We start from the raw sequence: 25,158 nt of genomic DNA on the forward strand, positions 1-25,158 counted from the left end.
TCCCCAATCCCGGCTTTCCACAGCCGAATGGCTGGTCATCCCCAATCCCGGCTACTTGGCATAATGCCCGCCGCAATCGGCGTCCTTGCCTGGGCCGGTTTCCAGCGTGGCGAGCAGGGCGGCCGGCGGGGCGATGCTGCCCAGCGCCAGGGCGATCGCGCCGCGCATGCCCAGGGCCTTGAAGTCGGGGCGGAAGGTCGGATCCTTGAAGGTGCCGCCGACGCGCAGCGGCGAGCGCAGCGACAGGATGCTGCGGTCCTTCGGGCGCGCCTTCAGCAGCAGGTCCAGTTTCTCGTCGCCCAGGTCGATGTCGCCGCTGCCGATCAGCAACGTGTCGGTGCTGTCGAAGGCCAGTGCGCGCGACTGCATCAGCCCGTCCCTGACCGCGAAATCGCCGAACGCGCAGCGCACCGGAATCTCGCGGTCCTTGGTGACCAGGAATTTCAGCGATTCGGCGATGTCCAGTCCGGCCAGTTCCATGATCAGGTTGCTGATGTGGCCCTTGCCCATGCCGATGGCGACGCTGCCGTCGGCGCTGCCGAGCATCTGCGCGATTGAGTTGCCGGTTCCGGCGAGCGCGATCTCGCCGCCGATCGCGCCGGAGGCTTCCTTGGCCAGCTGCCCGTCCGGGAACAGCTTTTCCAGCCGCATGCCGCGCACCGAGATCTGCGCGCGGGTGGCGATGGTGGGCTTGCGCGCGTCCATGCGGATGTCGGAGCGGATGTTGCCGCCGGCCACGCCGAAGTCGAGCGGCTGCAGCAGCAGCACGCCGTCGTTGAGCTTCAGGTGCGCGTCCATGTCGTCCAGCGGCAGCGTCTGCGCGTTGATCCGCTGCGCTTTCCAGCGCACGTCGGCGTCCATCGCGCGCAGCTTGCCGAGGTCGTACGGGGTGGAGGGCAGCACCTTGCTGTCGGCGGCGAGCTTGGCCGCCTGCGCCTTCTGTTCGGCATTGGCGGTTTCGCCGGCGCCAGTGCGCGGCGGCGCGCCGACGAAGCCGGCCAGGTCGTCGAAGTCCAGGCGCCGCGAACGCAGGTCGGCGCGCAGGAACGGGCGTTGCCCGGCGGTGTCGATCTGCACGGTGCCGGCCAGGTCGCTGTCGCCGGCGCGGCCGCTGAATTCTTCGTAGCGCCAGATTTCGCCGTTGCGCTTGAGCCGGCCGTCGAGTTGGTACGGCGGGGTGGAGGGAATGGCGATGCCGAGCAGCGGATACAGGTGTTGCATGTCGGTACCGGCCAGGCTCAGCTGCAGGTCGAACACGCGCAGCTGGAACGGATTGGTCAACGTGCCGCGCATGTGCGCGCGGGTGCTGCCGGCGCTGCCGCGCAGGTCGATCTTGAACGGATGGTCGCTTTCGCTCAGTTCCAGCGGCGAGGCGGTGCTGCCCTTGAGCGTGAACGGGTTGCCGCGCCAGCGGCCATCGCCGGCGACCGCGATCGGCGGTGCGGCGTCGCCGCGGCGGCGCTGCGAGGTCAGGCTGTCCACGCTGACGTCGATGTCGGTGCGACCGGGGATGTCCTGGAAACGCAGCCGTCCCTGCTGCACCAGCATGCGGCCCAAGACCACCTGCGTCCCGCCATCGTTGCTGCCGAAGTTCCAGTTGCCCGGTTGCCCGTTCGGTCCGGTCTCGAGCAGCAGGTTCGGCTGGGTCAGGCGGATCTCCGGAATGCGCACCTTGCCGCGCAGCAACGGCCACAGCGACAGGTCGATCTCGGCACGCTGCGCGCTGGCCATCTGCGCTTGTTTCGACCAGTCCGCGTTGGCGAAGCGCAGGCGATCGCCGCGGATGGTGACGGTGCTGCCGAGGTCGACGTCGAGATTGCCGTCGATGTGGAATGCGCGGCCGGTCTTGGCCTGCACGGCGCGCTCCACCGGGCCTTTGAACCAGTTCCAGTCGAATATCAGAATGACGACCAGCAGCACCAGCACCAGTGCGCCGAGGACCAGCGGCCAACGCCGCAAGCGGCCGTCGGGGCGGCGCCAGGGCCAGGAACGGCGCCGGCCACGTGACACAGAAGTGGGTTCGCGATCCATCTCGCCATACTAGGCGGCGTGCGTGCACAGGGTGCGAAAGGGTGCCCTCCAGCAAACCGGTCTACAGCACTTGCCCGGTCACCGCGACGAAATGGCAGACGCTGCCGGCGAGCACGAACAGGTGCCAGATCGCATGGAAGTAGCGCACCGTGTCGCGCTGGTAGAAGTAGGTGCCCAGCGTGTAGAACAGGCCGCCGGCCAGCAGCCAGCACAGGGTCGGCACATCGACCGAGTGCAGCAGCGGCTCGATCGCCACCACGATCAGCCAGCCCATGGCCAGGTAGAGGATGGTCGACAGCAGCCGGAAGCGGCCGGTGAAGAACAGCTTGAAGATCACCCCGGCCAGGGCGATGGTCCAGATCGCTGCGAACAGGCCCCAGCCCCAGGGGCCGCGCAGGCCGATCAGGGTGAACGGCGTGTAGGTGCCGGCGATCAGCACGTAGATCGCGCAGTGGTCCAGCACCTGCAGCCGCGCCTTGGCGCCGGGATGCGGAATGGCGTGATAAAGCGTGGAGGCGGTGTACAGCAGCAGCAAGGCGACCCCGAACACGATGGCGCCGGCCAGTTGCCAGCCGTCGCCGTAGATCGCGGCCAGGGTGATGAGCACCGAGCTGCCGGCCAGTGCGGCGACTGCGCCCAGGCCGTGGGTCAGCGCGCTGGCGAGTTCGTCGCGCCAGTCCGTCGAAGGCGGCGCGTCTGCGTTCATGAGCGAAGAGCGCGGGTCTGCTTCCATGGCCCGAAACGGTACCGCAATTGCGAGCGGTTCGCATCCGTTGCGATGCAGCAATTGGCGCGCGGTTCACGCCGCGCGCTTGCGGCGTCAGTTTCTGGCGTCAGTCGAGCGCGACGCTGTGCGCGTGCTCGCGGGTCGCGGCGAAGCGCACGTCCGGCGCGCGTTCCTGCGCCAACTGCAGGTTGACCCGGGTCGGCGCCAGGTAGACCAGCTCGCCGGCGCCGTCGATGCCGAGGTTCATCGCGTTCTTCTCGCGGAATTCCTCCAGCTTCTTGGCGTTGTCGCAGTGCACCCAGCGCGCGGTGACCACGCCGACCGGCTCGAAGCTGGCATCCACGCCGTATTCGTCCTTGAGCCGGTAGGCGACCACTTCGAACTGCAGCACGCCGACCGCGCCCAGGATCAGGTCGTTGCTCATCAGCGGGCGGAAGAACTGGGTGGCGCCTTCCTCGGACAGCTGCGCCAGGCCCTTCTGAAGTTGCTTGAGCTTGAGCGGGTCGCGCAGCCGCGCGCGGCGGAACAGTTCCGGGGCGAAGTTGGGAATGCCGGTGAACGACAGCGCCTCGCCCTCGGTGAAGGTGTCGCCGATGGAGATGGTGCCGTGGTTGTGGATGCCGATGACGTCGCCGGGGTAGGCTTCGGCGGCGATCTCGCGGTCGCTGGCCATGAAGGTCAGCGCGTTGGCCAGCTTGGTGTCCTTGCCGGTGCGCACATGCAGGGTCTTCATGCCGGCGCTGAAGCGGCCCGAGCAGATGCGCATGAACGCGACCCGGTCGCGGTGCTGCGGATCCATGTTGGCCTGGATCTTGAACACGAAACCGGTCAGCTTTTCCTCGGTCGGCTGCACCGGGCGGCCGGTGGTGGCATGCGCCTGCGGCGGCGGCGCATGCTCGGCGAAGAAGTCCAGCAACGGCTGCACGCCGAAGTTGTTGACGCCGGAGCCGAAGAACACCGGGGTCTGCTTGCCGGCGCGGTAGGCGTCCAGGTCGAACGCATGGCTGGCGCCCTGCACCAGCTCCAGTTCCTCGCGCAGTTCGGCCAGCATCTGCGCGCCGATCCGCTCGGCCAGGCCGGGCGCGTCCAGCGACGGGAAGATGGTCGAGTCCTGGCGGGTGAAGTTGCGGCCCTGTTCGTACAGATGCACTTCGCCGCTGATCAGGTGCACCACGCCCTTCAGGCGCTGGCCCATGCCGATCGGCCAGGTCACCGGCGCGCACTGGATGCCGAGCACGGTCTCCACTTCGTCGAGCAGGTCGATCGGTTCCTTGCCTTCGCGGTCGAGCTTGTTGATGAAGGTCATGATCGGCGTGTCGCGCAGCCGGCACACTTCCATCAGCTTGATGGTGCGTTCTTCCACGCCCTTGGCCACGTCGATCACCATCAGCGCCGAGTCCACCGCGGTCAGCACGCGGTAGGTGTCCTCGCCGAAGTCGGCGTGGCCGGGGGTGTCGAGCAGGTTGATGATCTTGCCTTCGTACGGGAACTGCATCACCGACGAGGTCACCGAGATGCCGCGCTCCTTTTCCAGCGCCATCCAGTCGGAGGTCGCATGGCGCGCGGCCTTGCGGCCCTTGACCGAACCGGCCATCTGGATCGCACCGCCGAACAGCAGCAGCTTTTCGGTCAGCGTGGTCTTGCCGGCGTCGGGGTGGGAAATGATGGCGAAGGTGCGGCGGCGCGCAGCTTCCTGGGCAACATCGGACATGGCAACGGCGCCCACTGGGCGATCACGGCTACAGGGAAGAGCGCAATTATAGCGCCGCGGCGCCGGGCACGGGTCGCGCGCCGTCCGCGGCGTCCTCGCTGCGCGGCAATTTGAGTTCGCCGAGCGCGCCGGCCATGCGGAACGGGATCGACGCCAGGCGCATGCCGCGGTTGACCTGTACCGCGAAGTGCAGGTGCGGCGCGGTGCTCAGGCCGGTGTTGCCGGACAGCGCGAGGCGTTGTCCGGCGGCGACGCGCTGGCCTGCATGCACCGCCACGCCGTGCGGCGCCAGGTGCGCATACAGCGCCATGCTGCCGTCGGCGTGCAGAATGCGCACGAAGTTGGCGCGGCCGCCGAAGGTCTCGCGGTCCAGTCCGGCCTCGGCGAAACCCGCTTCCACCTGCATCACAGTGCCGGCGCGCGCGGCCAGGACCGGGGTGCCTTCGGCCAGGGCGAAATCCAGCGCGTAGTAGTTCTGCGCGTCGTGGTGGCTGAAGTGGCCGCCCGCGCCCTGGTCCACGCGCACCGGCGCCGCAGCAAACGGCAACTGGTACAAGGCGTCCTGCGGTTTGGCGGCCGGGTCGCCGGGTACGGCCTCCAGCACCAGGTCGAACGGGCTGGCGTAGCGCGGGTCGCTGGCGTACAGCCGCGACAGCAGGGCGCTGCCGCGGGCAGGCAGCATCGCGCGCAGCGGCAGTGCCGGGACCGCGGCGAGGTTGTCGGCGTGGCGGGAGCGCAGTTGCACCTGCAGCGGCCCGTCCAGGCGGTTGTCGGCCCAGGCCTGTTGCCGTGGAGCTTGGCCATCCAGGCGCAACTGCGCCAGCGGCAGCTCGGCGCTCGCCGGCGTCGGCGGCGGTTCGGGCGCCGCAGCGCGCTGCGGATCGGCCACGTGGTCGCCGTAGTGGGCGATGCCGTTGGCGTCCTTCCACGCATATAGCGTTCCGGCTGCGCCTGGGGTGGACGCGACACCCAGCGCACAGGCGATCAGCAGCGGCCAGCGCGGCGCGGCGCGGAACGCAGCGACGTCGTGGACGGTGGCGGGGGCCGGGCACTGGCCGGGCATCGGAGCTCCTGGCGCCGGCGTGGGGGAGCGCCGTGGCGGTGCGGAGTATGCGGCAGTCGCGATCCCGGCTTCCTTATATCGCTCCATCCGAATAAAGAGATTTGACATCGCCGAAAAACGCTGGCATCGTGGGGTCACCATCGAGACCGGCGGAGGGACAGGCCCTTTGATGCCGGGGCAGCCAGCGGACGCGCAAGCGACCGTGTAGGTGCCAAATCCTGCGGGGACCACCGCGTCCGCCGAAAGATGGTTCGATTCGTGCCTTCCGCACGTCGAACGCGAGCTCCGCGAAGCTCGATGGCCGTTCCTCCCCGGATACCGCCATGAGCCTCGTGAATACGCCAAACCGCCCCCTTGCTGTGAATGTGCCGCTGGACCGCTATGCCGCCGCCGTTGCGCCGGCCGCCGATGGCGTGATCGCGATGCGCGGCGAAGTGGCGGTGGCGCTGCCGCTGCGCCACGCCGGCGTGCAGCTGTTGCGCCTGCGCTACGAACTGAGCGGCCCGGTGGACGCGCCGGTGGTGTTCGTCGCTGGCGGCATCTCCGCGCATCGCCATCTCGCCGCCAACGCGAGCTTCCCCGACAAGGGCTGGGCCGAAGGCCTGGTCGGGCCGGGGCGGGCGCTGGACCCGAGCCAGCGGCGGCTGCTGGCATACGATTTCATCGGCGCCGACGGCAGCCTGGACGCGCCGATCGACAGCGCCGATCAGGCCGATGCGATCGCCGCGCTGCTGGATGCGCTGGGCATCGCCCAACTGCACGGCTTCGTCGGCTATTCCTACGGCGCGCTGGTCGGACTGCAACTGGCGGTGCGGCATCCGCAGCGCTTGCTGAAGCTGGTCGCGGTCAGCGGCGCGCACCGCGCGCATCCGTATGCTGCGGCGTGGCGCGCGCTGCAGCGCCGCGCGGTGGCGCTGGGCCAGTTGCAGTGCGCCGAGAGCCACGGGCTGTCGCTGGCGCGGCAGTTCGCGATGCTCAGCTACCGCACCCCGGAAGAGTTCGGCGAGCGCTTCGATGCGCCGCCGGAAGTGATCAACGGCCGCGTCCGCGTCGCCGCCGAGGACTACCTGGATGCCGCCGGCGCGCAGTACGTGGCGCGCACCCAGGTCAACGCCTATCTGCGCCTGTCCGAATCCATCGACCTGCACCGCATCGACCCGGCCGCCGTCGCCGTGCCCACCGTGGTGGTCGCGGTCGAAGGCGACCGCCTGGTGCCGCTGGCCGACCTGGTCACCCTGGTCGAAGGGCTGGGCCCGCGCGGCAGCCTGCGCGTGCTGCGTTCGCCGTACGGCCACGACGCCTTCCTGAAAGAAACCGACCGCATCGACGCGATCCTCGCCACCGCCCTTCGCCCCACCGGAGCTACCGCATGAGCACTGCCCACGACAACGATCTGCCCTGTAGCGCCGCCACCGCCGCGGTGCGCGCCGGCATCGATCGCGATACCGCCTACGGTGCGGTGACCCCGCCGATCGTGCTGTCGTCGAACTTCAGCTTCGACGGCTTCGGCAACAAGCGCCAGTACGACTACACCCGTAGCGGCAATCCGACCCGCGACCTGCTCGGCGAAGCGCTGGCGGAGCTGGAAGGCGGCGCCGGCGGCGTGATCACCGCCACCGGCATGGGCGCGATCAACCTGGTGCTGAACGCGCTGCTGCAGCCGGGCGACAAGCTGGTGGTGCCGCACGACGCGTACGGCGGCAGCTGGCGCCTGTTCAACGCGCTGGCCAAGAAGGGCCATTTCGAGCTGATCACCGCCGACCTGACCGACCCGCGCTCGCTGGCCGATGCGCTGGCGCAGTCGCCGCAGCTGGTGCTGATCGAAACTCCGTCCAATCCGCTGCTGCGCATCACCGATCTGCGCTTCGTCATCGATGCCGCGCACAAGGCCGGCGCGCTGGCGGTGGTCGACAACACCTTCCTGTCGCCGGCGCTGCAGAAGCCCATCGCCTTCGGCGCCGATCTGGTCATCCATTCCACCACCAAGTACGTCAATGGCCACAGCGACGTGGTCGGCGGCGCGGTGATCGCCGCCACCGCCGAACTGCACCAGCAGTTGGTGTGGTGGGCCAACGCGCTGGGCCTGACCGGGTCGCCGTTCGATGCGTTCCTGACCCTGCGCGGCCTGCGCACGCTGGATGCGCGGCTGCGCGTGCACCAGGAAAATGCGCAGGCGGTGGTGGCGCTGCTCGACGGGCATGCCGCGGTCAACCAGGTCTATTACCCGGGCCTGGCCACGCATCCGGGGCATGCGGTGGCGGCGCGGCAGCAGACCGGTTTCGGCGCGATGATCAGCTTCGAGCTGGCCGGCGGCGAGGCCGAGGTGCGCGCCTTCGTCGATGGCCTGCGCTATTTCACCCTGGCCGAGTCGCTGGGCGGGGTGGAGAGCCTGATTGCGCATCCGGCGTCGATGACGCACGCGGCGATGACTGCCGAAGCGCGCGCCAACGCCGGCATCAGCGATGGCCTGCTGCGGTTGTCGGTAGGCATCGAGTCCAGCGAGGACCTGATCGCCGACCTGCAGGCCGGTCTGCTGCGTGCGCAGCAGGCGGGCGAGGCGGTGGCGCGCAAACGGGTGGACGCGTGAACAGCAGCGTCGCTGACGCAATAGCGCCGGCGCCGGCGCGGGCGGCCGATGCCGCACTGCCGCGGCTCGGTCTGCTCGGTACCGGCACGGTCGGACGCGCCTTCGTCGCGCGCTACCAGGTGTTGCAGCAGCGTCGCCCGGGCTTGCCGGCGTTCGCCTGGCTGGCCAATTCGCGCATCCTGCAGGAATGCGGGCAAGCACCGGCGCAGGCACTGGCCGTAGCCAATGCCGCCGCGCGTGGCGACAGCGCGCCGCAACCGGCCGACCTGCGTGCCGGCGACATCGTGGTCGATGCCACCGCCAGCGAAGCGGTGGCGCAGCGGCATGCCGAGTGGCTGTCGCGCGGGGTGCATGTGGTGACCGCGAACAAGCTCGGCCAGGGCGCGGCGTTGGCGCGCGCCGAACAGATTCATGCCGCGCGGCATGCCGCCGGCGCGCACTACGGCGACAGCGCCACGGTCGGCGCGGGCCTGCCGTTGCTGAGCAGCCTGCGCGCGCTGTCTGCCGGCGGCGACCATATCCACGCGGTGGAAGGCGTGCTGTCCGGCTCGATGGCGTGGCTGCTGCATCGCTACGACGGCAGCCGCGCGTTCTCCGACTGCGTGCGCGAGGCCGCAGCGGCGGGCTATACCGAGCCGGATCCGCGCGAGGACCTGTCCGGCGAGGACGTGCGCCGCAAGCTGCTGATCCTGGCGCGCGCGGCCGGGCTGTCGCTGCGCGCCGAGCAGGTGCAGGTCGATTCGCTGCTGCCGGCGGCGCTGGCCGCGGCGGCACCGCGCGACGTGGATGCGGCGTTGTCGGCGCTGGATGCGCCGCTGGCGGCGCGTTTGGCGCAGGCGCGCGCGAACGGTGCCTGCCTGCGTTTCGTCGGCCGCTTCGATGCGCATGGCGCGTCGGTGGGACTGCGTGAACTGCCGATGGCGCATCCGTTGGCCAGCGGCGCCGGCACCGACAACCGCGTCGCCATCCACAGCGACCGCTACCTGCAGCAGCCGTTGCTGATCCAGGGGCCGGGCGCCGGTGCCGAAGTGACCGCGGCGGCCTTGCTCGACGACGTGCTGCGCATCGCGGTGCGCTGAGGCGCCGGCATCCGCTGCGCCGCTACGGCGCCGCGTTCGGTGCGGCGCTCGGCGCGGCCAGCGCCTGCAGCAGCGCGGCGTTGAAGCGTTGCGGCGCTTCGACCTGCGGCGAGTGGCCCAGGTCGGCGAATTCGACCAGCGTCGCGCCGGGAATCGCCGCCGCGGCACGCTTGCCCAGCGCCGGATAGTCGCCCAGGGTCCTGGCCAGCGCCGGCGGCGCCAGGTCCTTGCCAATCGCGGTGCGGTCGCGCTGGCCGATGAACAGCGTGGTCGGCACGCGGAGTTGCGCGAACTGCTGCACCACCGGCTGGTTGAACACCATGTCCGAGGTCAGCGCCTGGTTCCAGGCCACGCGTTCGTGGCCGGGGCCGGCATACAGCCCAGCCTGCATCGTCACCCAGCGGTCGTACTCGGGCTTCCAGTGCCCGCCGTAGTAGACGTTCTGCTGGTACTGCTTGATCGAAGCGGCATCGGTCTTGCGTTCCTTCGCGTACCAGTCGTCGACGCTGCGCCACGGCACCCCGGCCGCCTTCCAGTCCTCCAGCCCGATCGGGTTGACCAGCAGCAGCCGGCTCACGTCCTGCGGATACTGCAGGGCGTAATGCGCGGCGAGCATGCCGCCCATCGAATGGCCGACGAACACCGCCCGGGTGACCCCGGCGTGTTGCAGCAGCGCATGGGTGTTGGCCGCCAGTTGTGCGAAGGAGAACTGGTAGGCCTGCGGCTTGCTCGACTTGCAGAAGCCGATCTGGTCCGGCGCGATCACCCGGTAGCCTGCGGCGACCAGCGCGGCGATCGCCGACTCCCAGGTCGCCGCGCAGAAGTTCTTGCCGTGCAGCAGCACGACCGTTTGGCCGTTCGGCGTGCCGGTCGCGGCCACGTCCAGGTAGGCCATCTGCAACGGCTGGCGCTGCGAGGCGAAGTCGTAGCGCGCGACCGGATACGGATAGTCGAAGCCTTCCAATTGCGCGCCATAGCGCGGCGCGGGCGTGGCGGCGTGGCAGGGCGGCAGCAGGAGCGCGGCGGCGAGCGCGGCAAGGAGCGAGTGTCGGCGCATGCGGGCTGGAGCGAGTGCGGGGATGCCGCGACTCTAGCCCGGGCCATGCACGGGCCGCGTCAACGCGCTTCAGCAGCGCGAGTGCACCAGGTTCAGGCAGGCGTGGTGCTGCATGCGCTCGGCCGGCTCCTGCAGTGCCGCCAACACCTGCTCGGCCTGCGTGCCCAGCACCGGCCGGTACGCGGCCCAGCCGTTGCGACCCTTGGCCTTGGCCTGGTACAGCGCGCGGTCGGCGAGGATCAGCAGCTGCTCCCAGCCCAGGCGGCTGTCGGGATCGTGCACGAACGGAAATTCGGCCAGGCCGATCGAGCAGGTGACCTGGCTGTGGCGGCCGTGCTCGAGCGCGAAGCTGTGCGCGGCGATCGAGCGGCACAGGCGCTCGGCGGCCACGGTCAGGTTCTCGCGCGGCGCCGAGCGCAGCACCAGCAGGAATTCCTCGCCGCCCCAGCGCACCACGTAGTCGCTTTCGCGGGTCAGCTTGACCAGCAGCTGCGCCATCTGCTGCAGCACCGCGTCGCCGGTGTGGTGGCCACCGCTGTCGTTGATCGCCTTGAAATGGTCGATGTCGATCAGCGCGAACAGCATGCCCGAGGACAGCATGTCCTGGTCGTTGGCGGCCATGCGCCGGTACAGCGCGATGTCGCTGGGGATGTGCAGCGACAGGTAGCGGCGATTGCGCAGTTGGGTCAGGTCGTCGGTGAAGCTGGCTTCCTGCAGGCGCTGGTTGGCCGCCTGCAGCGCCTCGGTGCGTTGGCGCACCTGCCGTTCCAGCGTCGCGCGCTGGCGCTGGTTGACCACGCGCGCGATGCCAAGCAGCGCCAGCGCCAGCGCCAGCACGCCCAACCCCAGCAGCAGCTTGTAGAACAGCGTCTCCTGGAAGCGCAGCCGGATCCGCAGCGGCAACCGCGCCGGCGCCTGCGCCCAGACGCCGGCGTTGTTGCTGCCGCTGACCTCGAACACATAGTCGCCGCCGGGCAGGTTGGTATAGCTGGCCACGCGCTGGCGGATGTCGTCCAGGCTGCGCCACTGGGTGTCGTAGCCGACCAGGCGGTAGCGCAGTTCCACGTTCTCCGGGGCCTGGAACGAGGCCGCGGTGAACTCGAAATCCAGGTCGCGCGCCTGCGCCGGCAGCGGCGTGTCGCGCAGCGCCTGCGGCGCCATCCAGCGACCCTGCGCGCGGATCCTTTCCACCACCGGCTGCGGCGCGACCGGATTCTTGACGATGCCGGCGGTGTCCATGGTCACCACGCCGTCGCGGCTGGGCAGCCACAGCGTGCCGTTGTCGATGAAGCCCTTGCCGTTGCCGGCGCCGTTGCAGCACAGGCCCTGCACGCCGCCGTGGCGCTGGCCGCGCTCGTTGAGCAGCAGTTCGGCCTGCAGTGGCGTGCTCGGCACCTCGATGCGCTTGAGCAGGCTCGCCAGCGGCATCCGGTATACGCCGCGCAGGCCGGCCACCCACAGGCTGCCATGGCCGTCGTCGGCGATGAAGAACGCGGCGTTGGCCGGCAGCCCGTCGTGTTCGTCGAACATGGTCCAGCGCTTGCCGTCGAACACCCACAGCTGGTCGGACAGGGTGCCGATCACCCACTGCCCGCCGGGCAGTTCGTGGATCGCGGTGACGTCGGCGTCGGCCAGTGCCGAGCCGGCCTCGGCGAGCGGCAGCAGGCGTTCGCCGCGCAGTTCGTACAGGCCGGCCTGGGAGCCGATCAGCAGGCGGCCGGCGCGGGTTTCGTGGATCAGGCGCACGCGCGGGTCGCGCAGGCCCTCGTCGTTGCCGTAGCGCTGCAGGCGCGCGCCGTCGCTGCGGAACAGGCCATCGCTGGTGGCGAACCACAGCCGCTGCGCGCGATCGCGGACGATGCCGCTGACCTGCAGTTCGTGCAGGGGTGCCAGCAGCGGCGGCTCGCTGGCGCGCCCGTCGCGGTACAGCAGCGCGCCGCGGCGGGTGCCGATCCACAGTTGGCCGGGTTCGGCGAGCAGGGTGTAGGGAACATCGGCGGGCAGTTGCTCGCGGCGCAGCACCTGCTGATAGCGGCCGGCGCGCAGCCGCTCCAGGCCGTTGCCGGTGCCGACCCACAGCGAGCCATCGGGATCGCGCGCCAGTGTCCACACCAGCGGGTCGCTCAGGCCTTCGTAGCTGCTGTAGCGACGGGTCCAGCCGTTCCACAGCCGGGTCGCGCCCTTCCAGCGGCTGCCCAGCCACAGGTTGCGCTCGCGGTCCTCGAAGATCGCGCTGGCGCCGGCGTCCTGGTCGCTTTCCGTGTATCGCTCGACGATGTCGCCGTCGCGCACGCGCAGCAGATAGCCGGGCAGGCCCACCCACAGGTTGCCGTCGCTGTCCTGGAACAGCGCTTCCACCGCGCGCCGGGTCACCGCCGGGTCGCCAGGCAGCCGCTGCCAGCGGCCGTCGCGGCGGAACAGCAGGCCGTCGCGGCTGCCGGCCCACAGCCGTCCCTGCGCGTCCAGCAGTTGCCGCACCGGCGCGGCGTGCGCGTCGGCCGGCAGCGGCAGCGGTTCCTCGTCGCCTTCGGCAAAGCGCAGCACGGCGCCGCGCGTGCCGACCCACAACTCGCCGCCGCGCGGCAGCAGCGCATAGGCGCCGTCGGCGATGCGATGACGCAGGCGCAGGCTGTCGCCGACCACGGCGTAGACGCCGTCCTGCGCGGCGACCAGCACCGTGCCTTGCGCGTCGACCGCGATCGCTTCGATGTTCAGCAGCGCGGCTTGCGGATCCTGCGGCAGCAGGTTGCTGAAGCGGCCGTCGCGGTAGCGCGACAGGCCGCGGTAGGTGCCGATCCACAGGTCGCCGCGCGGGTCCACCTGCAGGGCCTTGATCCACGGGCCAGGCAGGTTGGCCGGGGCTTTCTCGCCGAAGGTGGTCATGCGCACGCCGTCGAAGCGCGCCAGCCCGCCCATCGTGCCGATCCACAGATAGCCCTGCCGGTCCTGCGCGAAGGCCTGCACGCTCAGCTGCGGCAGCCCTTGTTCCAGGCCCCAGCCTTGGCGTTCGTAGTGGTTGAACTGCTTGTCCGGCTGCAACGCGGCCGCCGTCGGCACGAGCGAGATCCACGCTGCAAAGAGCATGGCCAGCTTTAGCGCACAGGTGCACCAGGAAGCGGGGTGGGACTGCAAGGGCATTCCAGTGCCGGCTCGGCGGATCGTCAGTGTCGCTATCGGCGCAGGCGCGCCGATCTTTATCCGTACCGCAACAAAAGCCTGCGCGGCGTCGTCGATCGCGACGGCCGCAAGGCCTGTCATCCAGGCAGGACCGACCCGCGGGGCGCGGTGGCGCGCAGCCCATGCCGCGTCGCCGTGCCGGCGTTGCGCTCGGTCCGACTGCGCGCGCCGACGTGGCCCAGGCATGCGCCGCAGCGGTACGATCCGCTCGGACATGGACGGCACGCCGGCAGCATCATCTCAGCACTCGATCACGTTCACTGCGAGCCCGCCGCGGCTGGTTTCCTTGTACTTGTCCTGCATGTCGCGGCCGGTGTCGCGCATGGTCCGGATCACCTTGTCCAGCGATACCTTGTGCTTGCCGTCGCCGCGCATGGCCATGCGGCTGGCGTTGATCGCCTTCACCGCGCCCATCGCATTGCGCTCGATGCACGGGATCTGCACCAGCCCGCCGATCGGGTCGCAGGTCAGGCCGAGGTTGTGTTCCATGCCGATCTCTGCGGCGTTCTCGATCTGCCCCGGCTTGCCGCCGAGCGCGGCGACCAGGCCGCCGGCGGCCATCGAGCAGGCCACGCCGACTTCGCCCTGGCAACCGACTTCGGCGCCGGAGATGGAGGCGTTTTCCTTGTACAGGATGCCGATCGCCGCGGCGGTCAACAGGAAGTCGAAGATGCGCTGCTCGTCGCTGCCCGGGCAGAAACGGTCGAAGTAGTGCAGCACCGACGGAATGATCCCGGCGGCGCCGTTGGTCGGTGCGGTGACCACGCGCCCGCCGGCGGCGTTCTCTTCGTTGACCGCCAGTGCGTACAGGTTGACCCAGTCCAGCGTGGTCAGCGGATCGCGCATCGCCGCTTCCGGCTTGGACGACAGCTCGCGGTACAGCGCCGGCGCGCGGCGCGATACGTGCAGGCCGCCGGGCAGCGTGCCTTCCTCGCGGATGCCGCGCGCCACGCAGGCCTGCATCGCGTTCCACAGTTCGCGCAGGCCGTCGCGGATCTCGTCCTCGCTGCGCCAGCACTTCTCGTTCTCGAACATCAGCGCGGCGATGCTCAGGCCGCTGCGCGCGGCCTGCGCCAGCAGCTCGTCGCCGCTCTTGAACGGGTACGGCAGCGGCGTTTCGTCGGCGACGATGCGGTCGTCGGCAGCGTCGTCCTGGTTGACCACGAAGCCGCCGCCGACCGAGTAGTAGTCGCGCGTGGCGATCACTTCGTCGTCGGCGGCGTAGGCGGTGAAGCGCATGCCGTTGGTGTGGTATGGCAGCTTCTGGCGCTTGTTCAGCGCCAGGTCGCGCTTCTCGTCGAAGGCGATGCTGTGCTGGCCCATCAGGTTGATACGCTTGCTGCCGCGGATGCGCTCCAGCGTGCTCGGAATGATGTCCGGGTCGATCAGGTTCGGACGCTGGCCTTCCAGGCCCAGCAGCACCGCCTTGTCGGTGCCGTGGCCGCGCCCGGTCAGTGCCAGCGAGCCGAACACTTCGGCGCGGATCCGCACCACCTCGCCGAGCCGGCCCGGATCCAGCAGCCAGCGGTGCACGAAGCGCTCGGCCGCACGCATCGGCCCCACGGTGTGCGAGGAACTCGGCCCGATGCCGATCTTGAACAGGTCGAAGGTGCTGACAGCCATACGTGCCGGAGAGGTGGAAGGCCAAAGACCGTCTATTCTATGCCCCTGGCGCATTGCGCACGCCCGCAACGCAGCATCGGAGCCGCGGCCATGTCCCTGACCCTGTACCAGCGCGACGACTGCCACCTGTGCGACCAGGCCCTGCTGGTCTTGGCGCAGGCGCGCGTGGGCGACCTGGAAAGCGTTTTCATCGACGGCGACCCGGCATTGGAGGCGCGCTACGGCGAGCGGGTGCCGGTGCTGCGCGACGCCGGCGGGCGCGAGCTGGGGTGGCCGTTCGATGTGCGTCGGGTGGCGGACTGGCTGACGCTGCAGGACTGAGCAGTTCCGATTCAAGCGGCGCGCAGGCGACGCGCTGCGGCGATGATCCGCAGTCGAGCGATTCCGCGTTGCGGCGAAGCTACGCCTTGCGATCGGCCTGTTGCCAGACGGCAGACGCGACGCCGTGCAGATCCTCGCTTGCTGGCGATGCGTGCGCTTGCCATGCGAAATAGCAGATCACCGTGCCGTCGCTGTCCGGGCGGGGGCGCCGAATGCATGCAGGCCTTGCGCAATACGCGCAGCGAGGCCAGGTTTCGCGGGTACGCGGTGGCGATAGCGTGCTGCAGGCCCAGTTCCTGCCACGCATCGGCCAAAGGCATGCGCCTCGCCGCGCGCTGCGCCCGTCCAGGCACAAAAAAAGCGGCGGACCCGACGAGGGAATCCGCCGCCCAGTGGCCGCGTGCCGCAGCGGCCGGTGGCGAATCACTTCGCCTTGAACACGACCTTGGTGCTGATCGCGGTTTCGTTGGGAATGGTCTTGGTATCGGCCCAGTCGCCGCCGCCGACGCCGAAGTCCAGGCGCTTGACGGTGGCCTTGCCGGCCAGCACCGGCTGCGCGCCGGGGGTCCAGGTGAAGGTCAGGGTCACCGGCTTGTACACGCCGCGCAGTTCCAGAATGCCGTCGGCGGCGTACTGGTTGTTGCCCAGCGAACGGAACTTGTCGGCGCGGTAGTGGGCGGTGGCGAACTTGGCCACGTTGAAGAAGTCAGGTCCCTGCAAAGTGGAGTCGCGGTCGCCATTGCCGCTCTTGGCGCCGGCCAGCGGAATCGCCACGTCGAGCTTGGCGCTGGCCAGGTTGGCCGGGTCGAAGCTGAGCTTGGTGTCGAAGCCGGGGAACTGGCCGGTGAACACTTCGCCGTCGTACTTGCTGGCGAACACCAGGCTCGAGCCCGGCGCCTGCACGTAATCGGCGGCGAACGCGGGGGCGGCGGCGAGCATCGCCACCAGGCTGGCGGCAACGGCGGCGGGGGAGGCGAAACGGGACGACATGATGGAACTCCTCAGGATTTGGGGGTTAGCCAGCCGCGCGGCAACATCCGCGCCAGGGTGGCATCGCGTTGGAACAGGTGGTGGTAGAAGGCGGCGCCGGCATGCGCCAGCACCACCGCGATCAGGATCCAGAAGCCCCATTCGTGCAGCGCATGCGACAGGTCGCGCAGGTGCGCGTCGGGCGCGCTGAGCTTGGGCACGGCGACCAGGCCGAACCAGCGGAACGGACGCAGGCCGCTGGTCGAGTCGTACAGCCAGCCGGACAGCGGCATGGCGAAGATCAGCACGTACAGCAGCACATGGGTGGCGCTGGCGATGCGTTCCTGCCAGCTAGGCGTGCCCGGCACCGGCTTGGGCGCGCCGGCATACAGGCGCCAGCCCAGGCGCGCGATCACCAGCGCCAGCACGGTCAGGCCGAGCGACTTGTGCGCGGTGTACACCCAGAAGTACTTGGGCGTCTTCGGCAGCTCGCCCATGGTCAGGCCGACCACGCCCAGCAGCAGGATCAAGGCGGCGATCAGCCAATGCAGGGTCTGGCTGACGCCGCCCCAACGCTCGGCGGTGTTCTTGGCGGTCATGGCGTGGGTTCCTGGCTGGGGCTGGGCGGCGGAGTGGGGGTGTCGGCGGCGGGCGTATCCGCCGGCGGCGGGTCGGCGTCGGCGCGGCCGTCGCGGGTGGCCTCGGCCTCGATGCGCAGTTCGACCGTGGCGCCGATCACCGACGGCCAGGCGGCGATGCCGAAGTCGGCGCGCTGCAGCGTGGTGGTGGCGGAAAAGCCCACGGTGCGGCGGAACGGCGGCAGCGGATGCCGCTTCAGCGCGTTGAGGGTCACGTCCAGCGCGATCTCGCGGCTGACCCCGTGCAGGGTCAGCGTGCCGAACACCTTGGCGTGGGTGGCGTCGATCGGTTCGATCCGGGTGGAGACGAAGCGCGCCTCGGGGAAATGCTCGCCGTCGACCAGGTTGTGCGCCAGCGCGGCGCGGTTCCATTTGTCGTCGCCCAGGTCCAGGCGCTGCAGCGGCACCCGCGCGTCCAGCCGCGCGCTGCGCCAGTCGTCCGGGTCGAACACCAGCGTGCCGGTGCTGCCGGACACGGTGCCCAGCGCCTTGGAGAAGCCGGCGTGCTCGATCGCGAACAGCACGCGGGTGTGCACCGGGTCCAGCGCGTACTGCGCCGGGGCGGCCAGTGCGGCGGTCGGCAGGGTCAGCAGCAGGGCGATCAGGCAGCGCTGGAGCATGGGTGGGCCAGGCAGAAGGAGTAGCCGGGATTCTAGGCGCAGTCCGTGGCGCTTGCGCCAGCGCGCGGCGCAATGGTTCGTTGCGTGACGCGGCGGGTGGGATTTTGCGGCCCCCCGCGGTATAAGAACGCTGCCGCATCAAGGCGGCACGGAGCGGTCGCGCTGTCTGCGGCCGGCCCCGGCAGTGCGCCGGTGTTCATCCGCCGCCGATCGTTCACTGCCGCCGGAGCCGATGTCGATGCAAATTCCATGTCCTCGACGCCTGCGCCGCGGCTGGACGCTCGCCTGGCTGCTGCTGTTGCTGGCCGGTTGCTGCGCCAGTGCGCTGGCGGCGGTGCCGGAGCTGCCGCGGTTCCGCGTGCTGGGCGCCGAGCATGGGCTGCCGTCCAGCGAGATCTCGCGGCTGGCGCTGGACCGCGACGGCTACCTGTGGATCGCCAGCGGCGATGGCCTGGCCCGCTACGACGGGCGCGAATTCCGCATCTGGCGCCACGACCCGGACGATCCGCAGTCGCTGCGCTGCAACTACGTGCAGGAACTGCACATCGATGCGCGCAACCGGGTGTGGGTCGCCTGCGAAGGCGGTGGCCTGAGCATGCTCGATGTCGCGCGCCGCGGGTTCCGCCATTTCAACATGGCCACGCAACCGGCGATGCGCAGCGACGAGGTGTTCGCGATCGCCAGCCGCGGCGACGAGGTAGTGTTCGGCACCTATGCCGGCGGGCTGTATCGGGTGCCCGCGGACGGGCGCGTGCAGCGCATCCAGGCCGGCGACAGCGAGGTCGATGCGATGCTCGACGGCGCGATCGTCGGCCTGGGCTTCGATGCGGCCGGGGTGCTGTGGATCGGCACCTTCAAGGGCATGGTGCGCTACGACGGCAAGCGCGCCAGCGCCTACCGCCTGCCCGGTCCCACGGATGCGCCGCAGAAGGTCGCGGCGGTGATCGCGCTGTCCGACGGCCTGTGGGTCAGCACCAACAGCGAGCTGTACCGGCTTGGCCACGATGGCCGCTGGCAGCGTGCCGACTGGACCGGCGCGTTGCAGCGCGGGGTGCTGTGCATGGCCGAGGACGGCAACGGCGGCTATTGGCTCGGCAACGGCCAGGGGCTGTGGCACAAGCCGGCCGACGGCGCGTTGCGGCGCATCGCCGAGGGCGAGGCGGCGGTGGCCGGCGCCAACGTGGTTGTGAGCATGCTGCGCGACAAGGAGGGCGGACTGTGGGTGTCGTTGCCGACCCGCGGCCTGGGCTACCTGCGCCCGGGCTGGCGGCGGCTGGCGGTGCTGGGGCCGGCGCACGGCCTGGCGCCGGACCTGTATGCCGGCCTGGCGCCGGCCCGCGACGGCGGCGTGTGGCTGGCCGGGACCGGTGGCAATGTGTACCGGCTGCAGCCGGCCAGCGGCGAGCTGAGCAAGCCGCAGTGGACACCCAGCCTGCCCGGCGTGCGCGTGCTGTCGGTACTGGAAGACACGGCCGGCGACCTGTGGCTGGGCAGCAGCGCCCAGCTGCTGCGCGGCCCTGCTCAAGGCGGCGCGCTGAAAAGCTGGGGGCGTGCGTCGGCGGCCGACGCGACCCCCGACATCGGCGTCAACAGCTGGTTGCGCCAGCGCGCCGACGGCACCTTGTGGGTGGCCGCGCCCGGGTTCGGCGTGCAGGTGCGCGCGCTCGCCGACGGCCACGTGCTGGACAACATCCACGGTCCGCAACGCGGCCTGGCCGCCGCCGCCGATATCGCTGCGTTCGACCTGGCGCCGGACGGCACGCCGTGGCTGGCCGCCGAGCGCTTGCACTATTGGGATACCGCCGCCGGGCAGTTCCGCGCCCCGCCGGAGTTCGCCGGCGAACGGGTGCAGTCGTTCGCCTTCGCCGATGCGCAGACCCTGTGGCTGCATCGCCTGTCCGGGCTCGAGCTGTGGCGCCGCGAGGGCGGGCACTGGCAGCAGGCGCATCGCTATGCGGCGGCCGAAGGCGTACCGCCGACCGAGTCGCAGGGCCTGGTCGTCGATCAGCAGGGACGCGCCTGGCTGGGTACGCGCCGCGGCCTGTTCCGGATCGATCCGCGGCACACGCCCGCGGTACGCGCGTTCGGCACCCGCAACGGATTGAGCAGCCAGGAAGTGGTCAAGCGCGGGCTGTTGATGGCGGCCGACGGGGTGCTGGTGGCGGCCGCCGCCGATGGCAGCGTGGCGCTGCTGGATACGCGGCTGCCGGACCCGCCGCAGGTGCCGCTGACGCTGAGCGTGGAGAGCGTGCAGGTGCGCCGCGGCGAGCGGCTGCTGGCGCTGCCGGTGAGCGGCGGTTTCGCCCTGCAGCCGGACGATCGCGATCTGCGCGTGGTGGCGCGGCTGCTGTCGTTCGTCGATCCGGAAGGCATCGTCTACCGTTTCCGCCTGCCCGGCTACGATCGCGACTGGGTCGCGGTCGGCGCCACCGGCGAGCGCACGCTGCCGCAGTTGCCGGCCGGCGCGCAGGTGCTCGAAGTACAGGCGCGCACCCGCAACGGCGCCTGGTCGCCGACGCTGCGGCTGCCGTTCCGGGTGTATCCGCCGTGGTGGCGCAGCGTCTGGGGCATCGCCGGGCTGCTCGCCGCCGCCGCGCTGCTGGTGCTGGCCTCACTGCGCGCCTACCGCCGCCGCCTGCGCCGCCAGCATTCCTGGCAACTGGCGCTGCACAAGCAGGAAGTGGCCGAGCAGGCGTCGCTGGCCAAGACCCGTTTCCTGGCCACGCTGGGGCACGAGGTGCGCACGCCGATGACCGGCGTGCTGGGCATGAGCGAACTGCTGCTGGCCACGCCGCTGGATCCCAAGCAGCGCGGCTATACCGAATCGATCCGCCGCGCCGGCACGCACCTGCTGCACCTGGTCAACGATGCGCTGGACCTGGCGCGGATCGAGGCCGGGCGCCTGCAACTGGACCTGCAGCCGTTCGCGTTGCAGGCGCTGATCGCCGACGTGGTGAACCTGATGGCGCCGCTGGCGCAGGCGCGCGGCCTGCGCTTCGAATGCCACGACACCTTGCCGGGCGCGGTGACGGTCAACGGCGACGCGGTGCGGGTGCGGCAGATCCTGCTCAATCTGATCGGCAATGCGATCAAGTTCACCGCCAGCGGTTCGGTGACCTTGCACGTGTCGCCGCTGCACAGCGGACACGGGCTGTGCGTGGAGGTCGCCGACACCGGCCCGGGCATCAGCGCCGAGCAGCAGGCGCGGCTGTTCCAGCGTTTCGAGCAGGGCGAAGGCCCGCGCACCGCCGCCCGCTACGGCGGCAGCGGTCTGGGTCTGGCGATCAGCCAGGAACTGGCGATGGCGATGGGCGGGCGCATCCAGGTCGACAGCCGGCTCGGGCACGGCGCGCGCTTCCGGGTGACGCTGCCGCTGCGCTGGCAGGCGCGGCCTGCCGAGGCGGCGACGGTGGTGCCGTTGCCGGCGCGGGTCCAGGCGCCGCTGCGGATCCTGCTGGTCGAGGACGAACCGACCGTGGCCCAGGTGATGGCCGAACTGCTGCGCAGCCGCGGCCATCATGTGGCCTGCGCGGCGCATGGCCTGGAAGCGTTGACCGAAGTGACCCAGGGCACGTTCGACCTGGGCCTGCTGGACCTGGACCTGCCGGCGCTGGACGGCCTGGCGCTGGCGCGGCAATTGCGCGCGCTCGGCTACGACTTCCCGCTGATCGCGGTCACCGCGCGTTCCGACGGCGAGGCCGAGGCCGCCGCCAAGGCGGCCGGTTTCGCCTGCTTCGTGCGTAAGCCAGTCACCGGCGACATGTTGGCCGAGGCGATCGGGGCAGTGATGGATGTTGAAGCCGGGACTCGGGACGCGGGACCGGGGACGCGCGAAGCGTAAAGTCTCGCCGGACGGCGCAGTGGATTCGCAGGCAACGCGTGCGACGCTTCGAGTCCCGAGTCCCGAGTCCCGAGTCCCGAGTCCCGCGCCCACCATCCGTCTGTTGCCAGCGGCGGCGCTTATCGCCGACGATGGCGGCGGGCATCGGGGGACACGGCGCCCATGCACAAGGGGACGAGGATGCGGTCGAGACGGATCTTGGGATGGCTACTGCTGCTGTGGTCGACGGCGCTCGTGGCGGCGGTGCCGCCGACCCCGCAGCCGCGCCAGTTGACCGTGGCCGACGGGTTGCCGTCCAACAGCATCAACGGCTTCGCCGAAGACCAGCTCGGCTACCTGTGGCTGGCCAGCAGCGACGGCCTGGCGCGCTTCGACGGGCGCGGCTACCGCATCTGGCGGATCGAGGACGGGCTGCGCGACAACAAGATCTGGACCGTGCACGTGGATGCGCAGAACCGGGTCTGGTTCGGCACCCAGAACGCTGGCCTGGGCATGCTCTCGGCCGACCGGCGCACGTTCCGCTATTACGACCGCAGTAACTACCCACAGATCGGCGGCGCCACGGTCTGGGCGATCGCGTCCACTCCCGACGGCAGCCTCTGGTTCGGCACCGCCAACGGCGGCCTGGACCGGCTGCAGGCGGACGGCAAACTGAGCCGCTACATGCCGATGCCGGGCGACGAGCGCAGCCTGCCATCGCCGGTGGTGACCTCGCTGGCGACTACGCCCGACGGCACGCTGTGGGTGGGGACGCGCGGCGGCGTGGCGCGCTGGACCGGGCACGATTTCGAACGGCTGCCGGCCTCGGCGCTGCCGCGGCCGGAAGTGCAGGGCCTGACCCCCGAGCGCGACGGCTCGCTGTGGGTGGCCAGCCAGGGCGGTGTGCGCCTGCTGCGCACCGACGGCAGCGCGGTGGCGCCGTACTGGCGCAACATGCCGAGCGAGAGCGTGCTGGGGATGCTGGTCCACGACCGCCACGGCAATCGCTGGTTCGACACCATGGACGGCCTGGGCCGCGAGGGCGATGTCGGGCAGATCCGCAACGTGCCGCTGTACAGCAATTCCGCGCATGGCTTGGTCAAGCCCAATTGGTCGCTGGCGTTCGAGGACCGCGAAGGCGATCTGTGGTTCGCCAGCTTCAATGCCGGCCTGTGGTATCTGCCGGCCAACTGGCGGCAGTTCTCGGTGCTGTCGTACCGGGTCGACGATCCGGACTCGATGGGCAATCCCTACGTCATGGCGACTGCCGCATCGCGCGATGGCGGGGTCTGGTTGACGGGCACGCGCGGCATGCTGGACAAGCTGGATCCCGGCACCGGTGCGGTGCGCCACCACATCACCGCGCTGTTCGGCCGCGAATGGTCGCGCGTGCTGGGCGAGGATGCGCAGGGCCGGGTGTGGGCGGCGGCCGCGGCGACGGTGTTGCGTTACGACCCGGTCAGCGGCGAGGTGCGGCGCTGGGGCAAGCAGGATGGCGCCGATGCGCCGATACCCGGTGAAATCGACCGGCTGGTGCTCAGCGGCGACGGCCGCCTGTGGTTGTTCGGCGAGTTCGGCGGCGCCCAGGTCCGCGACCTGGACGGGCACGTGCTGCGCAACATCGCCCCGGGCGCCGACGGGCTGCCGTCGGAGCTGACCGTGGACGATGCCCGGCCGGGCCCGCTGGGCCAGCCCTGGGTGCTCGGCCAATACGGGGTGCTGGCCTGGGACGCGACCAGCGAGCGCTTCGTGCCGGTGCCGGGCGCGCCGACGCGGCCGCTGAGCGCCTTCACCATCACCGACGGCAACGTGGTGTGGCTGGCCAGCCTCGGCCGCCTGGAACGCTATCTGTGGGACGGCGAGCGGCTGAGCCTGCTCGACCGCATCGACGCCGAGCAGGAGTTCCCGTCGCTGGCGCCGAACGGCATCGTGGTCGATGCCAGCGGCGTGGCCTGGTTGAGCAGCGTGCGCGGCCTGATCCGGGTCGATCCGGCGAGCAAGGCGATACGCTCCTACGGCGTGCGCGACGGCCTGCCCAACCAGGAATTCCGCGCCCAGACCCTGATCCAGGCGCGCAGCGGGCAGATCCTCGGCGGCACCCCGGACGGGGTGGTGCTGTTCGAGCCGTCGCAGGTGGTGCCGTCGCGGCGGCAGCCGCCGCTGGTGATCGAACGCATCGGCGTGCGCCGCGGCGAGCGCGCGCTGGATCTGCTGCATGCCGGCAGCATCGCGCTGCAGGAAGGCGACCGCGACCTGCATGTGGTCGCGCGCCTGCTGTCGTTCTCCGACACCGACGCCAACACCTACCGGTTCCGGCTCAGCGGCTACGACCCGGACTGGGTGGATGTCGGCGCTAGCGGCGAGCGCCTGTTCTCGCGGCTGCCATCGGGCCACTACACCCTGGAAATGCAGGCGCGCACCGCCGACAAGGTGTGGTCGAAGGTGACCACGCTGCGCTTTCGCGTGTTGCCGCCGTGGTGGCGCAGCCCCTGGGGCATGGCCGGGCTGGCCTTGCTGGCGCTGCTGGCATTGTGGCTGGCGTCCTATCTGTACCGGCGGCGCCTGCGCCGGCGCAATGCCTGGCAACTGGCGCTGCACAAGCAGGAGCTGGCCGAGCAGGCCTCGCTGGCCAAGACCCGCTTCCTAGCCACGCTGGGCCACGAGGTGCGCACGCCGATGACCGGCGTGTTGGGCATGAGCGAACTGCTGCTGGCCACGCCGCTGGATCCCAAGCAGCGCGGCTATACCGACTCGATCCGCCGCGCCGGTGCGCACCTGCTGCGCCTGGTCAACGATGCGCTGGACCTGGCGCGGATCGAGGCCGGCCGCTTGGAACTGGACCAGCAGCCGTTCGACCTGATCCAGCTGATCGGCGAACTGGAGGCGATGATGGCGCCGATGGCGCACAGCCGCGGCCTGGCCTTCGCCCTGGACAACGCGATGCCCGCGGCGGTGACCGCCAGCGGCGATGCGACCCGGGTGCGGCAGATCCTGCTGAACCTGCTCAACAACGCGATCAAGTTCACCGATCACGGCGGGGTGACGCTGCGCGTCGCGCCGCTGCACGACAGCCGAGGTGTGCGTTTCGAGGTCGCCGATACCGGCCCGGGCATCAACGCCGAGCAGCAGGCGCGGCTGTTCCAACGCTTCGAACAGGCCGACGGCCCGCGCACCGCCGCCCGCTACGGCGGCAGTGGCCTGGGCCTGGCGATCTGCCAGGAACTGGCGGTGGCGATGGGCGGCCGCGTGGAACTGCACAGCAAGCTCGGCGTCGGCACCCGCTTCATCGTCGACCTGCCGCTGCCGTGGACCCCGCAAGCGCTGCATCCGGCTGCACGCAGCGAACGCGAGGCCCTGGCGGCGACGCAGCCGCTGCGCATCCTGCTGGTCGAGGACGACCCCACTGTTGCCGAAGTCGTCAGTGGCCTGCTCAGCGCGCGCGGGCACCACATCACCCATGCCGCGCATGCGCTGGCGGCGCTGACCGAAGCGGCCGGCAACCGCTTCGACGTGGCTTTGCTGGACCTGGACCTGCCCGGCCTGGACGGCCTGGCGCTGGCGCGGCAGCTGCGCGTGTTCGGCTACGAGATGCCGCTGATCGCAGTCACCGCCCGCGCCGACGCCGACGCCGAACCGCAGGCCCGCGCGGCCGGCTTCGACGGCTTCCTGCGCAAGCCGGTGACGGGAGACATGCTGGCCGAGGCGATCGAGGCAGTGCTTGGGGGCCGGGAATAG

The 25,158-nt window shown here is 70.6% G+C and carries 16 protein-coding genes and 1 riboswitch; of the genes, 6 read left to right on the forward strand and 10 right to left on the reverse strand.

The window, feature by feature from the left end; all coding sequences use genetic code 11:
- Positions 1–51: 51 nt before the first annotated feature.
- The 4 genes from HEP74_RS06285 to HEP74_RS06300 form a co-directional block, all read right to left on the reverse strand.
- Positions 52–2,031: an AsmA family protein gene (locus tag HEP74_RS06285; RefSeq protein WP_185815680.1), complete on the reverse strand. Its 1,980-nt coding sequence runs from the start codon at positions 2,029–2,031 to the stop codon at positions 52–54.
- 61 nt (positions 2,032–2,092) lie between these two features.
- On the reverse strand, positions 2,093–2,737 hold the full coding sequence (gene trhA, locus HEP74_RS06290; protein ID WP_185815681.1) for a PAQR family membrane homeostasis protein TrhA: 645 nt from the start codon (positions 2,735–2,737) through the stop codon (positions 2,093–2,095).
- Positions 2,738–2,864: 127 nt separating this feature from the next.
- Complete coding sequence (locus HEP74_RS06295) at positions 2,865–4,469, reverse strand: peptide chain release factor 3 (RefSeq protein WP_185815682.1); 1,605 nt, start codon at positions 4,467–4,469, stop codon at positions 2,865–2,867.
- Positions 4,470–4,515: 46 nt separating this feature from the next.
- A complete protein-coding gene (locus HEP74_RS06300; RefSeq protein WP_255427901.1) occupies positions 4,516–5,532 on the reverse strand; it encodes a M23 family metallopeptidase in 1,017 nt (338 codons plus the stop codon).
- A 134-nt stretch (positions 5,533–5,666) separates the two neighbouring features.
- A riboswitch (SAM riboswitch) is annotated at positions 5,667–5,785 on the forward strand.
- Positions 5,786–5,855: 70 nt separating this feature from the next.
- Between HEP74_RS06300 and metX the strand changes: the two genes are divergently transcribed.
- From metX to HEP74_RS06315, 3 genes are read left to right on the forward strand one after another with little or no spacing between them, the layout of a single operon-like run.
- Complete coding sequence (gene metX / locus HEP74_RS06305; RefSeq protein ID WP_185815683.1) at positions 5,856–6,905, forward strand: homoserine O-succinyltransferase MetX; 1,050 nt, start codon at positions 5,856–5,858, stop codon at positions 6,903–6,905.
- Positions 6,902–8,119, forward strand: coding sequence for an O-succinylhomoserine (thiol)-lyase (locus HEP74_RS06310; RefSeq protein WP_185815684.1), 1,218 nt, complete (start codon positions 6,902–6,904; stop codon positions 8,117–8,119). Before metX ends, HEP74_RS06310 begins: the two co-directional genes overlap by 4 nt.
- Positions 8,120–8,139: 20 nt before the next feature.
- On the forward strand, positions 8,140–9,198 hold the full coding sequence (locus tag HEP74_RS06315) for a homoserine dehydrogenase family protein (RefSeq protein ID WP_185816525.1): 1,059 nt from the start codon (positions 8,140–8,142) through the stop codon (positions 9,196–9,198).
- Between the two features lie 22 nt (positions 9,199–9,220).
- Here the strand turns inward: HEP74_RS06315 and HEP74_RS06320 are convergent, their stop codons facing one another.
- From HEP74_RS06320 to HEP74_RS06330, 3 genes are all read right to left on the reverse strand, one after another.
- Positions 9,221–10,255, reverse strand: a complete 1,035-nt coding sequence (locus HEP74_RS06320; RefSeq protein WP_185815685.1) for an alpha/beta fold hydrolase — start codon at positions 10,253–10,255, stop codon at positions 9,221–9,223.
- Between the two features lie 69 nt (positions 10,256–10,324).
- Positions 10,325–13,312 (reverse strand): ligand-binding sensor domain-containing diguanylate cyclase, encoded by a 2,988-nt coding sequence (locus HEP74_RS06325; RefSeq protein WP_255427902.1) that lies wholly within the window; start codon positions 13,310–13,312, stop codon positions 10,325–10,327.
- 360 nt (positions 13,313–13,672) lie between these two features.
- Positions 13,673–15,055, reverse strand: coding sequence for an L-serine ammonia-lyase (locus tag HEP74_RS06330; RefSeq protein WP_185815687.1), 1,383 nt, complete (start codon positions 15,053–15,055; stop codon positions 13,673–13,675).
- A 90-nt stretch (positions 15,056–15,145) separates the two neighbouring features.
- On the opposite strand from HEP74_RS06330, the gene HEP74_RS06335 reads away from it, so the two are divergent.
- Entirely contained in the window at positions 15,146–15,376 is a 231-nt protein-coding gene (locus HEP74_RS06335; protein ID WP_185815688.1) for a glutaredoxin family protein, read from the forward strand.
- Between the two features lie 423 nt (positions 15,377–15,799).
- Here HEP74_RS06335 and HEP74_RS06340 read toward each other — a convergent pair whose 3' ends face one another.
- Genes HEP74_RS06340 through HEP74_RS06350 form a run of 3 tightly spaced genes read right to left on the reverse strand, consistent with a single transcriptional unit; the run spans position 15,800 to position 17,603 of the window.
- The gene (locus HEP74_RS06340) at positions 15,800–16,366 is read right to left on the reverse strand and encodes a YceI family protein (protein WP_185815689.1); all 567 of its coding nucleotides are present in this window, start codon (positions 16,364–16,366) and stop codon (positions 15,800–15,802) included.
- A gap of 11 nt (positions 16,367–16,377) precedes the next feature.
- Positions 16,378–16,944, reverse strand: a complete 567-nt coding sequence (locus HEP74_RS06345) for a cytochrome b (protein ID WP_185815690.1) — start codon at positions 16,942–16,944, stop codon at positions 16,378–16,380.
- Positions 16,941–17,603, reverse strand: coding sequence for a YceI family protein (locus HEP74_RS06350; RefSeq protein WP_185815691.1), 663 nt, complete (start codon positions 17,601–17,603; stop codon positions 16,941–16,943). Before HEP74_RS06350 ends, HEP74_RS06345 begins: the two co-directional genes overlap by 4 nt.
- Before the next feature lie 238 nt (positions 17,604–17,841).
- Between HEP74_RS06350 and HEP74_RS06355 the strand changes: the two genes are divergently transcribed.
- Positions 17,842–21,444 carry a hybrid sensor histidine kinase/response regulator gene (locus HEP74_RS06355; protein WP_185815692.1) on the forward strand — a complete coding sequence of 1,201 codons (3,603 nt, stop codon included), beginning with the start codon at positions 17,842–17,844 and terminating at the stop codon, positions 21,442–21,444.
- Positions 21,445–21,642: 198 nt separating this feature from the next.
- Positions 21,643–25,158 carry a hybrid sensor histidine kinase/response regulator gene (locus HEP74_RS06360; RefSeq protein WP_185815693.1) on the forward strand — a complete coding sequence of 1,172 codons (3,516 nt, stop codon included), beginning with the start codon at positions 21,643–21,645 and terminating at the stop codon, positions 25,156–25,158.

This window comes from Xanthomonas sp. SS (assembly GCF_014236835.1).
Classification (GTDB): Bacteria; Pseudomonadota; Gammaproteobacteria; order Xanthomonadales; family Xanthomonadaceae; genus Xanthomonas_A.